The sequence below is a fragment of the Helicobacter zhangjianzhongii genome (assembly GCF_030249855.1).
Classification (GTDB): domain Bacteria; phylum Campylobacterota; class Campylobacteria; order Campylobacterales; family Helicobacteraceae; genus Helicobacter_B; species Helicobacter_B zhangjianzhongii.
The window spans coordinates 160,200-175,535 of the sequence record NZ_JANURN010000005.1; the positions used below are offsets into that span (position 1 = coordinate 160,200).

Genomic DNA, 15,336 nt, shown 5'->3' on the forward strand with positions numbered 1-15,336 from the left:
CTTAAAATGCGTTAAAACAATATCCTAACACCTAGATTCCCACTATATAAATATGCGGAGTTTGTGTAGATCCCGTGGGCTTTAAGGGCTATTGTGCAAGCCTGCGTGGCACGCCACTCTAGCCCTAGAGATAGCAGCCCATAGCTGTGGTATTTACTATCAGGCAGGGCGATGATAAGCTCACCATTTGGGCTAGCCACAAGCGGACGCGCTAGTCTATCAACCCCTATCACCCCAACATCTTGGCGAAATGCCGGAGCAAGTGAAAGTGTAATATGTCTCCCCAAAAACTGCGTAAAAAGCACGCCTAGATCGATATTTGTCCGTAGCATATAAGGCGACATAACAGAGCCTTGTGAGCTTATGGGGAAGAGTGCGTGGAGATTATAACGCGCATAAGTCTCTAGAAAGCTGCTAGATCCTAGCACAAACACATAGCCATAGGATAGTAGCGCGTTTGTCGAGCTTGCAAAGATCCAATCATCTAGCCTAGAAGCTAGGCTCTGCTCACTCTTATTTGTGTATGAAGCTTGGAATCCTTGTGCGGCAAATGCTTGTATATGGTGATTTTCAATAAATACATCGCTAAAAATCCCAAGTGTTAGGAGCTGCGTGGAGGCAAGAGCCGGGGAGAGACTCTGCCCATACGCATAGCCCACAAACGCCCCAAGTGGGTATCTATCGATGATACCATCATAAGCGATAGCCCCTCCGCTATACCTAGAAGCAGCGGCATTTACGCTGGACTCTCCATAAAGTCCCATTACTTTAATCTCATTAGGCTTATCAAAGCGTGTCGTGTAGCGATGGGTGAAAAAGGAGTTTTGCGTGAGATTGGATTCTGGTGTCATCGTGGGTAAAAGTGTGGTAGCACTCTGTCCTAGGGGATCTTGCTTGCTTGCTGTGAGTGCTTGTGCTGTGGGCGTAGGTGTAGATCGCGCATAGGCTAGGGCGCAAAGACAGCATAGCACGCAAGCCGCCCTTTTAAACATCGTGGTAAAAATCCGCATAGTCTTCCTTATGGCTTACATTAGAAAAGTGGATTCTAGCCTATCTAGCCCAAGGCGACCTAGAAGCAGCTAAAAGCGCGCATTATAAAAAAAATGTGTTGTAAAAGGGCTTAATTTGCTAAAATTATCGGCATTTTATACCATTTCAAGGATTTGTATGAAAGCAAATGTCAAAGATTTTAGCCTGTGGTGTGATTTTATCGAGCGTGGATTCTTGCAGCAAGACTTTAGTGCGCATATACAAGAAGCGCATTTTGTCGGGGCTACGAGCAATCCTAGCATTTTTGCTAACGCGATTTTGCACTCTAGCGCATACGCCGCCCAGCTAGAGCAGCTACGATCTACCCCCAATCTCTGCCCAAAAGACATTTATGAAGCCCTAGCTATAGAGGACATTAAGCTCGCTGCCCAAGCACTTTTAGGACTCTATGAAGCCGATAGGGACTATGGCTATATCAGCATTGAGATCGACCCTACGCTAAGTGATGATGCAAAGGCTAGTATAGAAGAAGGGAGGCGATTGTATGAGAGTATAGGCTATGAAAATGTGATGATCAAAGTCCCTGCCACGCAAGCAGGCTATGAAGTGATGGGCGCACTTTTTAGAGAGGGGATCAATGTCAATGCGACTTTGGTCTTTTCTGAAAAGCAAGCCGCGCAGTGTGCGAAGATTTTGGATAAAAATGCCAAGAGCAATGCCCGCGCGGTGATTAGTGTCTTTGTCTCGCGCTTTGACTCTGCTATCACTCCAGCAGAGCCGCTGCAACCAGAGCTTGGCATACTCAATGCTATGGTGTGCTATGGCGCGATAAATGAGCTAGAAAACCCTAGGATCCGCCCTCTCTTTGCCTCCACAGGCGCGAAGCTCCCGGGACTAGCCAAAGACTACTATATCACCAATCTCATCGCCCCTCATAGTGTCAATACCGCGCCTTTAGCCACTATCCAAGCCTTTTTGCAGACACCTAGCGCGCGTGTGATCCCCTGGCTTGATAGGAAAGAAGCCTTACGCGCTATCTCTGCCCTAGATTGCAATGGCAGCTCGCTAGAATCCTTACAGGCAAAGCTCTTTGCTGATGGGCTAAATGCGTTTAAGCAAGCCTTTAATGCAATGCTCCAAAGCCTAGGCTAGGCTTTTCTACACTGCTCCTTTGGGCTACTTTCTACGCCGCTTTTATCTACTCTTTATCCGCGCCACCCCCTTGACTTGAAAAAAAAAACGCTACAATGTGGCATTTATGGGGCGTAAGCTCACATTGACAAAGGAGTGTGGAATGGATAAGAGATATTGGATTTTTGCTTCAAGCGATATAAGCCGAAAGAATATAGCCGAGCTAGAACAGCATAAGCGAACAACTTGGGACAAAGCAAATGGTATGAAAATAGGCGATATTGCTTTTTTATATCTCACTGCACCAGAGAAGTGCATTACCGCACAAACGCAAATTGTCAGTATTGATGATAATAAGATTGAAATTGAATTGGTGAAGTTTTTTGATCCGCGAATACCCCTTGCGGATATGAATTCTATTGGAATGGCTCACCCTCAAGGCGGCGTTGGATCTATCAAAGAAAAGCGATATGTGGATTTTATCCTAAACTACCCAGAGAGCCTTAAGACAGCGCAGCAAGAAGCAAGCAAACACTTTCTACAAGGCAAGCGAGTGTGGCTCTATAAGCCCGGAGAGCAAGGCTCAAAATGGGAGCTTATGCTTGAGCGTGGGCTTATGGGGATTGGCTGGAGCAAGCTAGGAGATTTACGACAATATAAAGTTGCCGAGGAGATAGAATCTAAGCTTAATGAGCTGTATCCAACAAAAAATGGTAGCCTAAGATTAAATGACAAACCTGCAAATTGGGATATGTGTAATACGATTAACAAGGGGGATATTATTATCGCTGTAACTGGCTTGAATACATTATTAGGCTATGGTAAGGTGGTGAGCGATTATTTTTATGATGAAAGCATTGATGATGAATTTGCTTCTTTTAGGAAAGTGGATTGGACTTGTAGTGGGAAGTGGGATATTGATTTTGATCGGGATATTTTCAAAGATGACAATGTCAAACAATTACCGATAAAAACTTTAACAGATATTACTAAACAAGGCTACCCACAAAAGCTTTTAGCAATTATGTGGGGAAATATTTTAGACACAAAACCTACATACGATATACCGCTTAATCAAATCCTTTATGGACCTCCCGGCACAGGCAAAACTTATCACACGATTGATAAGGCATTGGAGATTTTATGCGAGCGTGGCGAGATAGACTCTATCCCACAGGAGCGAGATGAGAAAAAGGCATTGTTTAATGAGTGTATGGAGCAAGGACAAATCGGCTTTGTAACATTCCACCAAAGCTATGGCTATGAGGATTTTGTAGAGGGGATTAGACCGCGACTTAGTGGCGAAAATGATGAGAGTCAAATAAGTGAGAAAATGGAATATGAAATTAAAGATGGAATCTTTAAAAGTATGTGTAAAAAGGCGAATGAAAACTATGAAAAATCTCAAAAAGATAGTAGTGAAGTCAAGCGGGAAATAGAGCTTGATGATTTGTTGGAGCAGTATGCAGTCTATGTAGAAGATGAGCTAAAGGAAGGCAAAGAGCCGAAATTTGAGCCTAAAGAATGGACTACGAAAATGAAAATACAGGGTGTCCATCGTTTGCAAAATGGAGATTTTAGCTCAATTATGATAGGGACTAATAAAGATTCTGGCGTTATGCAAAGACTTACGCAAAAAGTTATCAAAAGAGATTATGAGAAGTTTAAAAGTGGCGAGATAAAAGATTGGAATGATATTAAGCCAAGCTATGAGTCAAAGTCCCATAGACACGGCAATGCTGGATATTATTTCACACTTTATGAATCTATCGCTGAATTTGAGAAAACACATTATCAAGTTAGCACAATCCCTACCCTAGAATCCACTTTTGACAATCGCTTAAAGCCCTATATCCTAATCATCGATGAAATCAATCGCGGGAATATTTCTAAGATTCTAGGCGAGCTTATCACCTTGCTTGAGCCTAGCAAACGCAAGGGCAATGATGAAGCCCTTGAAGTGAAGCTACCCTATAGCCAAGAGTCTTTTAGTGTGCCAAACAATCTCTACATCATCGGCACGATGAATACTGCTGATAGAAGTATCGCCCTGCTTGATACTGCGCTGCGTAGGCGATTTGAGTTTATAGAAATGCTGCCAGATTCTAGCAAGCTATCTACAAATTGCGATGGCATAAATCTGCAAAAGCTGCTAGAAGCGATGAATAATCGCATAGAATTTTTGCTTGATAGGGAGCGGAGCATAGGACACGCATTTTTCATAGGCGCAACAAATCTTAATGACTTGCAAGCTGTGTTTAAGCATAAAATCCTGCCGCTTTTACAAGAGTATTTCTATGATGATTATGCCAAGATAAATGTGGTGCTAAATGATAATGGAATGCTAAAGTCTCAAACAATGAATGATGTGAAAATTTCTTTAAGCGATGATTTTGTGGATCGTGAAAAGCAAATATGGAAAATCACAGATTCTAGCGAGTGGAGTATGGACACTTTTCAAACGATGTATAAAGACACGCAATCTAGCTAAGGCTCACCTATGCCGACATTATATATCGCTGAGTATCAAAGCTTCGGGGCTTTAGAGATAAAGCAAGCGTTGGATTCTAGCAAGGTCAAAGACACCAAAGCCACAGCGCAAAAGATTTTTAACGAGCTAAAGGACTTCGCCTCGTATGACAAAAATTGCCTAGGATTCCACACGCCAAGCACACTCAAAGCCAAAAACTATGTCGGCACGATCCAGACTAAAAGCGGCTTTTGTGTAGAGATCTTGCCCAAGACCTTTGCGGCAGAGTGTATCACACAATGTAAAAAAGTGGATTCTAGCGCGGAAGTGGATCGCGATCAAAAAGTGGATTCTAGGGAAATGCAGTGCAAGCATACATACCGCTTTGAAAGGGAAAAGATTTTTGAAGCGTTTAGCAAGTTTAGCGAGCATATCACCGCAAAAACTACGAAAAACGCCGCTAAAACCGCCCAAGCCACAGACCAAGCCACCGCCACACAAACAACACCGCAAACCCTCCCAACACCTATGCAACACCTATGCGCTATTTGCCACGCCAAAGCGATTTTACTCAACTGCCTTGCCACGCTGAAAGACACGCCCTTTAAGCACAATCACCTAGCCGATCTCCACACGCTCCGCCTCCCTCTGCTAGAAATTTATGTGCGTATGTTTATCGATGAGTGCGAGCGATTAGTGCGAGCGGGACTAAAGAGTGATTATCTCTATATCGCGCAAAATAGGGCGTTTCTCAAAGGCAAGCTAGAGTTCAAAGACCACATCGCGCAAAATTTTATCCACAAAGAGCGGTTTTACACCAGCAGCGATGAATACACGCAAGACATCGCCCCAAACCGCCTGATACAATCCACCCTGCGCCTCCTAGCCTGCCTAAGCCTGCACCCTAGCACACGATCGCGGCTTGATACTATGCGCTTTATTTTCGCCGATATTAGCCCGAGTGAGAATATCCAGCGCGATTTCACGCACTCTGCTACGATGAGCCGCGCCAAAGAATATGAGACAATCCTTTTATGGTGCAGAGTATTCCTAGAGCAGCGGGCGTTTAGCCCATATAGCGGTAGCGACAAGGCAGTGGCATTTGTCTTCCCAATGGAAAAATTATTTGAATCTTTTGTGAGTTTTTGGCTCAAACAATGCGCCGACAAAGACTTGCGCATAACAACCCAAGAGAGCAGCAAATATCTCCTATGCGATGAAGGGGGTAAAAAGATTTTTTGCTTAATGCCTGATATTATAATGCGCGCTAAGAAAGGCGCAGCGATCATCATCGCTGATACCAAGTGGAAAATCCCAAATAGCAGCACTGATGAGAAACAATACGGAATCTCACAGAGTGATCTCTATCAAATGTGGGCGTATGCGAGCAAATATCGCCTAGAGTCTAAAAATGTCCGCGTGGTGCTTATCTACCCACAATGCGAGCGGACAAAAAAGCTAGAAAAAGAGTGGCAGCATAAGCAATGGAGCTTCAAAGCAAGCCTAGAATCCACACAATGTAAAAAAGTGGATTCTAGCGCGGAGGTGGATTGCCACGCGGATAAATCCGCTCGCAATGACAATGCAACAGCCGTAAGTGAAAAAGTGGATTCTAGTGCAAAGACAGATCCTATCACCATCTCGCTAGCCTTTGCCCCACTAGGCTAGATCCATACAAATCCCGCGCCATAGTCTTTACACAATACCAAGCTTAATGTATCATTGCGCTTTGGCTTAGTGGATTCTGGGCTTGATCGCAAAATTGTTGATATAGGTGGTCTATGGTTTGTCCTGTGGTGGGTGTGTGTGGTGGGTGTGAAGCTAATCACAGCTTAGAGAAAAAAGTGCAAGATATATATGAGCGACTTGGGGCAAAACTACAAGAGAGCGCGCTACATATCTATGCTTCGCCAGATTCTGGGTATCGATCTAGGGGGGAGTTTCGTATCTATAAAAAAGCTCCTAATATAAAATCTACAAGTGAGGATTCTAGGGATTTGGCGGATTCTTTTGGGCTAGATTCTACTAGCTTGCCTAAGCTTTTTTTATCAATGAGTGCAAAAAGCAAAAACACGCATATCCCCATTGCTCACTGCCCCATTCTCTTACCTGCTTTGCAAGATGTCTTGCACGCATTATTGCCACTACTTGAGCGCGTATCGGTCCTAAGCCACAAACTCTATGCCATAGAAGTGCTAGGCTCGCGCTTTAGCACACTAGGGGCATTACCGCCCAAATCTAGCACTCTAGAATCCAGTGTGCTAATCGCTAGCCACTCCGCACTCTTACACACCATAGTCAAAGATACGCACCAGCATAGTGATGTCGTGATAAGTCTAATCTACCACAAGCATTTGGATCTTGCCTTTGAGCAAGCAGCACTTGATCTGCTTCTTGCGCTTAGGCGCGATCTCTCTAAGAGCAAAGAGACGCAAGCGCGACTAGGGCGCATTAGCCTGATTGCTCGTAGTAAAAATGAGCGGCTTTGTATCACGCCACAAGGCGAGCAGATAAGAGACTATGCCACTGATGTCGTGCAAGTGTGCGATAAGCCCTACACATATCTGCGCAAAGAGGGGCAATTCTGCCAGCCAAATGCCTATATGAATGCCTGTATGCTCTCTTTTGTCAAGCACGCTATCTCCTCCCACGAGCGTGAAGACTTGCTAGAGATGTATGGAGGCGATGGGAATTTCTCTATCGCTTTGGCAGAGTGCTTTGATAAGGTGCTAGTAACAGAAGTAGTGAAAAAAGCTAGCGCACATATCGCGCAAAATGCGGCACTAAATGGCATTAGTAATATCACAAGTGTGCGCTTAAGCGGGGCAGAGACTATGAGCGCATTGCGCTTTGAGCGAGAGTTTTTCCGCTTAAAGAGGGTTGATATAAGGGCTTTTAGCTTCTCGCATATTCTTATCGATCCGCCAAGGAGCGGGGTGGGCGATGAGGCAATGCTGGCATTTATCGCGGGCTTTTCTTCTATCATCTATATCTCGTGCAATCCTGCTAGCTTACTGAAAGATTTGCAAGTGCTTTTGCAAACACATAGCATAGAAAATGTCGCGCTTTTTGATCAATTTCCACATACACACCACTTAGAATGCGCCCTAATCTTGCGCAAACAATCTTAAGGCTTTTTGTGTTACAATGCGCGGCTTAATTATTTATAAAATTACATTATTTAAGGAGCAAAAATGAAGCAAGTCGCTGGAATTAGCTTTATGCAGCAGGTAAAAACTTTGCGAGATATAGATCTAAGCAATAAGCATATCCTAATCCGCGTGGATTTTAATGTCCCAATGGACGAGGATTGTGATATTAGCGATGATACGCGTATCCGCGAAGCCCTGCCTACGATCAACTACTGCATCGACAATGAACCAAAATCTATCGTGCTTGTAAGCCACCTAGGACGCCCTAAGGGTGTGCAGCCAGAATTCTCACTCAAGCATATTATCAAACGCTTAGAGAGATTGCTAGAGACAAGTGTGATGTTTGCAGATTCTATTGAAGCGGTCAAAGATCTGCAAGAGAGCGCGCCTAAAGGCAGCATTATCCTACTAGAAAATATACGATTTTATAAAGAAGAGGAGCAAAATGCTAAAGAGCTAAGCAAAAAGCTCGCGTCTTTGTGCGATGTCTATGTCAATGACGCCTTTGGGACAAGCCACAGAGCGCACGCTAGCACACACGGGATCGCGGAATTTGTAGGGCAGAAAGTCGCAGGACTGCTACTAAAAAAGGAGATCGACTCCTTTGCCAAAGCTTTGGCTAATCCGCTAAAGCCTGTGCTACTTATCGTAGGTGGGAGCAAGGTAAGCTCCAAGCTAGAGCTGCTCTCAAATATCCTTGATGTGGTAGATAAAATCATCATCGGCGGTGCTATGAGCAATACATTTTTAGCCTCTCTAGGCTTTGATATGGCAAAGTCTCTTGTGGAAGTTGAGCTTATCGATGAAGCGCGCAATATCTTGCAAAAAGCCGCGCAAAAGGGCGTGAAAATCTATCTGCCTGTCGATGTTGTCAGCACAGATGATATTGCTACGCATACAAATATCAAAATCACCCCCGCCCAAGATGTCCCAAGCGGCTATATGGCAGTAGATATGGGACCTGCTACGACAAAGCTTTTTAGCGAGGTGATCCAAAGCTCACAGACAATCATTTGGAACGGACCGCTAGGGATCTATGAGATCTCGCAATTTTCACGCGGGACATTTAATCTCGCCCACGCCATCGCAGATACCTATGCCTTTAGCTTGATTGGTGGTGGCGATACAGCCGATGCGATCGAGCGTGCAGGCGAGAGAGATAATATGAGCTTTATTTCCACAGGTGGCGGAGCGAGTCTCGAGCTTTTAGAGGGCAAGATCCTCCCAGCATTTGAAGTGCTTGATAAAAAATAGGATTCTAGAGCGATGATAGGAGCAAGCGATGATGAATGTATTTTTCAAACAAGGTGGCGGAGTTTGTAGGAAAGATATTAGCAGCACAGATAGTTTAGATCTCCCACAAGAGGTGCTATGGATAGATCTGCTCCACCCAAGCACCGCGGAGGTCTCTCACATCGCCCAGACCTACACCCTTGACATACCCACTAAAGAAGAGCGAGAGGAGATCGAGCAGTCTGCGCGATATTTTGAGGATACGCAGAGTATCACTATCAATACTTACTTCCTTATGCGTAGTGCGAGTATGGATCTGCAGAATGAGACCGTTACTTTTATCCTCTTCCAGGGCATACTTTTTACCATTCGCTATGCGGATTTTAAGGTCTTTGGCGAGATCCAGCAGAGCGTGCTACTAAGCCCTAGAAGCTTTGAAGATGGTTATGATATTTTAAGCAAGATTTTTGAAGTGCGCGTGGAACAAGATGCCGATATGCTAGAGGGTGCAGCCCAGCTTACCAAGCTACTTCGCAAAGCGGTCTTTGATGAAGAAGCCAGCGATCACACCGCCCAGCTCGCCAAGCTCTCAAACTTGCAGGAGTTTAATCTAAGCGTGCGAGACTCACTCTTTGATAAAAGGCGCGCGATCACGGCATTGCTTAAGAGCTACAAAGTCGATCCCGAGATCAAAAAGGACCTAAGTATCGTGCTAAAGGACTTAAACTCGCTTGTAGAATTTACCACTGTCAATCTCAATATGCTTGATAATACCCAAAGTCTCTTTGCCAGCCGCGTCAATATCGAGCAAAACAAAATCATAAAGCTTTTTACCGTGGCGACTATGGCGATGATGCCCCCCACACTTGTAGGCACGATTTATGGTATGAATTTCAAGTATATGCCCGAGCTTGAGTGGGAGTTTGGCTATCCTATGGTGATTATTGTGATGATTGTATCCACCGTGATCCCTATTTGGTATTTTAAGAAAAAGGGCTGGCTATAATGGCGTTTTTAAGCGATCCGCAGGCGTGGATCTCTCTTGCAACACTTGTGGTGCTAGAAATCGTGCTAGGGGTGGATAATCTCATCTTCCTTGCCATTTTAGTCGCAAGACTGCCCAAAGAGCAGCAGCGCAAAGGTAGGATTCTAGGGCTAGGCTTTGCGCTTATCACGCGCATAGCTTTGCTTGGCGCACTCTTTTGGATCACCAAGCTTACAACGCCGCTGTTTAGCCTATTTGGGCTAGCTATCTCTGGGCGCGATATTGTGCTGATTGCTGGGGGGATATTTTTAATGTATAAAAGCGTGCAAGAGATTCACAATCACATCACACACGCGCAAGAGACACAAGCGATAAAGCCTCGCCACGCAGGCTTTATGATCACGATCGCACAAATTGGGATTATTGATATTGTGTTTTCGCTAGATTCTGTCATCACGGCTGTGGGTATGGCAGAGCATTTGGAGGTGATGATCCTAGCTATTATCATCGCGGTGCTAGTGATGATGTTTGCTGCTGAAGTTATTTCAAAGTTTATTGACACCTACCCCACGCTTAAGATTCTAGCCCTAGCGTTTTTGCTAATTGTTGGCATTGTGCTGCTTGCAGATGGACTCCACTTTGAGATCCCGCGAGGCTATGTGTATTTCGCGATGTTTTTCTCACTTGGCGTGGAGCTGCTCAATATCCTAGCCCAAGCCAGAAAATCCACCAAAGATACTTAAAGATAGCTGCCAAAGCCACAACGCAGATCCTAGCCTTTTTTCAAAAAGTGGATTCTAGCACTAATGCCCCACTCTGTCATTGCGAGCCGATGAAGTCGGCGCGGCAAAGCGCAGCTTCTTTAGTAATTCATACACAAAAGCATAAGAAACGCTATCCAACACAAAGCCAAGAGTAAAACACAAGAATCAAGCAGATTTGTAGCAAAGTCGTAGCAGAGTTTGAGAGAGAGTGTTATAATACAACGCCCCCAAGATAGGGGGCTATCCCAATTCACAAAGGCTTTGTTATGAAAAAACATAGCAAACGCCTTAGGTTCGCATTGTATCTAAATTTCAAGCTCTTTGGGTTAAGATTTAGGCTAAATGTTAAACGCTAAGGCGTGGGGGCTATGCCCCTGCCTTTTGAGTGGGATTACTTGCTAGCGATTCAGTCTTGGGCGAGCAATTTCGTAGATTTTGGGGATTTCTAAAGAAACATCGGCTACGCCGAGCGGTGTCGCTTGTTTTGTGAAAGGCACGACCGCCAAGGTCGCTAACCTTCCCCAATTTTTGCAAAGCTCCCACAGCCCCACCGCAATCCTTAGAATCGTTTTACTCTAAAACTAACTTTAATCCTAGAATCCTTTAGCTACAAAATGGGCTTTTACCCTAGAATCCACTTTTTCACATAATGCCCTTTTTATAGTCATTGCGAGCTTTGGCGCAAGACAAAGCGTGGCAATCCAAAACAAGCGAAGCGAAGTTTCTTTAGAAAACAAGCGAAGCGAAGTTTCTTTAGAAAACAAGCGAAGCGAAGTTTCTTTAGAAAACAAGCGAAGCGAAGTTTCTTTAGAAAACAAGCGAAGCGAAGTTTCTTTAGAAAACAAGCGAAGCGAAGTTTCTTTAGAAAACAAGCGATTTTGAATAAATCAAACAAGAGTGAAGCACGCGTTAAGTAAGAGAGTAGAGTAAGACTAGCCCACCCCCTTAACGACCAAAGGCTTTTTCAAGGTAGGCTATGGATTATCCTAGTAGCACTTGACTACTACTATACATAGCAGTATAATGCCGACTAAGATTTTCTGGTAAATCTTACTCATCGTAACCTCCTTTGTGAAAAGTAGGCTACGCCAAGAGAGGCTGCAACTCTCTTGGGCAATCTCTGCTACAATTCTACCCACTTCCTAAATACTCCCTAGAATCCACTTTACTCTATATTTACAAGCACGACATATTTTTTACACACCCTTTACAAACTTCCGCAAACAATGTGTAAATATTTAGTCTAATTATAAAAAGCCGTTTTTTTTTTTTTGATTTTGGCTACAATGTGGCTCTCATATTTTGACTATTTTTATCCAAGGAGATACTATGCAAACAGCTACTCATAACACTACCCCGCACAAACTGGGGGGGGGGGGGTAAATAATCTCTCTCTAAATGCTTCTACTAGATTCTCTCAAAAGGTTGCTTTATCTATCGCTTGTATCTCGTGCTTAACTTTGACAGATCTCCACGCTCGGTGGTATCTATTTAGTGGTGATGTAACAAAAGCTAACTGCGATGTCTATGCAAGTGGTGGTAACTTTGTAATTGACCCCAAAGGTAATGAAAAATCTTGTCAAGGGGACTCGGCAAGGTTTGCTACAGATGGCGGTTGGAGCAAAACCCTAATACTAGACCGAGTTACTTTAGAGAGCTTTAGGGCTGGCACAGAAGGTGTAGGTATAGATGCAAGTAGGCTGTGGGGTAATGTCCGTCTTAATAACTCCACCATAGGGACGGCAAATATTGAAGGGAAACTTCGACTAGAGATTGTAGCCCAAAGCGGAACCAATACTATAAACACTCTAAATCATACAGCCAGCCTACTGCATTTAAAAGGCGGTAGCAACAAGCTAAACATCACCACGCTGAATCAAATCGGTGAGAATAGCGACACGCAAGTTTTTGACAATATAACAATAACAGACTTCAATCTTAGCGGTGGTAAAACACATCAGCTTGTAGGTGAGATTACCAACCTAAATATCACTAGTGGGACATTCTATCAAGGTAAGCATAATGGCGGATCTAGTGGCTATCAGGATCACCAAATCACAGGCGGCACTATCACAAAGGTGGATTTAAGCGGCAATGGTGCGTTTGAGCAAATTAGAGGCAGTGTAACTGACTTCAATCAATCAGGCGGCACTGCCGAGCAAAAAGGCGGCACAATCACCAATCTCAACCTCTCCGGTGGCACATTCACCCACAATGGCGGCACACTTAACAATGTAGTGCTTAAAGCTGGTGGCAGTGGCTCTACATTTGTCAATGGCACAGATTCTGCCTTTGAGAACATCACCCAAGAGGGTGGCAATCACACTATCATCGGTAAGGTTACTAAATTTACTCTAGCGAGTGGCTCCTTTACCAACAACGGCTCTATCACCACACTCACCACCAACACTACTACCACAGCACAAAGCAAATCTGCTTTCCGCAATGCCCAAGCTGCTGCTACCAACCACATCACCAACAACGGCACCATTGACAAGCTAGAGCTCACTAAAGATGCTGATAGCGTAACCAATAATGCTGTGTATAACACAGGCGGCGGTTTGAAAAGCGGTATCATCAAAGAGCTAGATGTCAAAAGCGGCAATGCCACCATCAACACCCTAAATGGTGTAGGACAAGGGACAGCAGCTAATATAGAGCCCCATACACTCTCTAATATCAACATCACTAAAGACGCCAAACTCACCGTTGATACCCTAAGCGTAGGACTTAAGGGCAATCAAGCAATAGAAAGGGTAAGAATCAATAATGATCAAAATGGCGGTAGCCAAAAAGAATTTGCCGTGAATAAAATCCAAGTAACCTATCTTGATGGCAGCTTTGATCCTGCTAAAAGCATTAGCAAAGAGCTTAAAGACTATGTAACACAAGGTAGCCAAAGCTATGTCGCTAGCGATTCTAAGCCCACTTTTGAATCTAGCCCCGAGCTCCAAGCCATAGGCGTGAAGTTTAATCCCGATGGCACCCCGATCTTTGATGTAGAAGCTTCTGTGGCTGCAAGTATGACAAGTATGGTAGTGCGCCAATCTATGAGGAGAAAAATGCTCCTAGACACCTACCTAGCAGAGCAAAGCCGAAGAAGCCTTAAAAACAAAGAGCGCAGGACCAAGCAGCGACTAGAAGCAGCCACCCTAGGCGAAGCAAGAGCAAAGTATCAAAAAGACCTAGAGAAATACAAGCTAGACTTAGCCAAATGGGATAAGCTAGCCGCCACCAAAGAAAACAAAGCTTTGATCGCTAAATACGAGCAAGAGGACAAAGCCTACCAAAAAGCCCTAGAGCAGTATCAAAAAGACAAGGCAAAATGGGATAAGCTAAGCGAAAAAGATAAAGCAAAGCTTTCAGGCAGTCTCACGCCAGCTCCCATAGCTCCCACAGAGCCAAAAGCCCCTACAAAGCCCAATGTCAAGCCAGATCATAAAGACTATAAAAAGCTAATGGCAGCTTATGATAAAGCACAAAAAGAGCATAAAAATGCCCTAGCCAAATATCAAAAAGATAAAGCCAAATACGACAAAGACAAAGCCAAATGGGATAAAGATAATCAAAAGCTAGCAAAAGCTAGCACACCAGCTCCCATAGAGCCAAAAGCCCCAAAAGCTCCCGTGCGCCCAAATCTAAAGCCAAACCACAAAGACTACAAAAAGGCTATGGCAGCATATACCAAAGCACAGCAAGCACACAAAGCAGCCCTAGCCAAGTATGAAAAAGATCTAGAGAAATACAAGCTAGACAAAGCCAAATGGGATAAAGACAATCAAAAGCTAGCTGCAAATACTAAGCCAGCTCCCATAGCTCCCACAGAGCCAAAAGCCCCTACAAAGCCCAATGTCAAGCCAACTGATAAAAACTACAAGCAAGTAATGGCAGCTTATGATAAAGCACAAAAAGAGCATAAAAATGCTTTAGCCAAATATCAAAAAGATAAAGCCAAATATGACAAAGACAAAGCCAAATGGGATAAAGATAATCAAAAGCTAGCACAAGCTGGTAGCAAAGCCCCCATAGAGCCAAAAGCTCCTACAAAGCCTAAAATCCTAGCCCAAAAGCCAGAAATGCCACAAGAGCCTAGTCTTGGAGAGGTAAGCCAAGAGCTACTAGCTAAGCACCAAGTCCAGGGGGATTTCTTTATCCGTCCGTATGGTGGTGTAGGAGATCATAAAGCAGCTGGCGGTGCGCAAACAAGCTCTTGGAGTGCAGGCACGCTCATTGGCGCAAACTGGGATCTAGCCCTTGGCAACTCACAGGGCAATATCGGCTTCTATGGTGGCTATGAGTATATCTACAATGGCTATCAGCAAGCCCATATCGATGCCCAAGGACACACAGGCTTTGTGGGGCTACGCTTCTCACATCTTTTTGCTAGGACTAAGCTAGCTGGATTCTACTATCTAGCTGACATCAATGGCGGCTATAGCGATATATCTGTAGGGCAGGATATGAATGGTATGCGATTTGCCGCAAATGTAGGGAATATCAACTTTGGCTCATCATTGAGACTAGGCTCATCTGTGTATATGTATGGGGCTAAGTCTATCCTCTTCCCATCAATTGGAGTAGGAGTAGAGGGCGGCTATCTAGGAGACTTTG

10 protein-coding genes are annotated in these 15,336 nt (G+C 44.3%); 9 read left to right on the plus strand and 1 reads right to left on the minus strand.

Annotated features, from left to right (window positions below; all coding sequences use genetic code 11):
* Positions 1-11: 11 nt before the first annotated feature.
* Positions 12-1,010, minus strand: coding sequence for a hypothetical protein (locus NYG90_RS06740; RefSeq protein ID WP_285257209.1), 999 nt, complete (start codon positions 1,008-1,010; stop codon positions 12-14).
* Positions 1,011-1,167: 157 nt separating this feature from the next.
* Between NYG90_RS06740 and NYG90_RS06745 the strand changes: the two genes are divergently transcribed.
* From NYG90_RS06745 to NYG90_RS06785, 9 genes are all read left to right on the plus strand, one after another.
* Entirely contained in the window at positions 1,168-2,142 is a 975-nt protein-coding gene (locus tag NYG90_RS06745) for a transaldolase (RefSeq protein ID WP_285257210.1), read from the plus strand.
* A 142-nt stretch (positions 2,143-2,284) separates the two neighbouring features.
* Positions 2,285-4,612, plus strand: coding sequence for an McrB family protein (locus tag NYG90_RS06750; protein WP_285257211.1), 2,328 nt, complete (start codon positions 2,285-2,287; stop codon positions 4,610-4,612).
* A 9-nt stretch (positions 4,613-4,621) separates the two neighbouring features.
* Entirely contained in the window at positions 4,622-6,259 is a 1,638-nt protein-coding gene (locus NYG90_RS06755; RefSeq protein ID WP_285264866.1) for an McrC family protein, read from the plus strand.
* 113 nt (positions 6,260-6,372) lie between these two features.
* Positions 6,373-7,722, plus strand: a complete 1,350-nt coding sequence (locus NYG90_RS06760; protein ID WP_285257213.1) for a hypothetical protein — start codon at positions 6,373-6,375, stop codon at positions 7,720-7,722.
* A gap of 63 nt (positions 7,723-7,785) precedes the next feature.
* Entirely contained in the window at positions 7,786-8,997 is a 1,212-nt protein-coding gene (locus tag NYG90_RS06765; protein ID WP_115011904.1) for a phosphoglycerate kinase, read from the plus strand.
* Positions 8,998-9,025: 28 nt separating this feature from the next.
* Positions 9,026-9,982, plus strand: a complete 957-nt coding sequence (gene corA / locus NYG90_RS06770; RefSeq protein WP_115011903.1) for a magnesium/cobalt transporter CorA — start codon at positions 9,026-9,028, stop codon at positions 9,980-9,982.
* Positions 9,982-10,704, plus strand: a complete 723-nt coding sequence (locus NYG90_RS06775) for a TerC family protein (protein WP_434062732.1) — start codon at positions 9,982-9,984, stop codon at positions 10,702-10,704. Before corA ends, NYG90_RS06775 begins: the two co-directional genes overlap by 1 nt.
* Positions 10,705-11,418: 714 nt before the next feature.
* Complete coding sequence (locus NYG90_RS06780; protein WP_285264867.1) at positions 11,419-11,607, plus strand: hypothetical protein; 189 nt, start codon at positions 11,419-11,421, stop codon at positions 11,605-11,607.
* Between the two features lie 578 nt (positions 11,608-12,185).
* Positions 12,186-15,336: hypothetical protein (locus NYG90_RS06785; protein WP_285264868.1), on the plus strand; the 3,151-nt coding region annotated here is incomplete at its 3' end.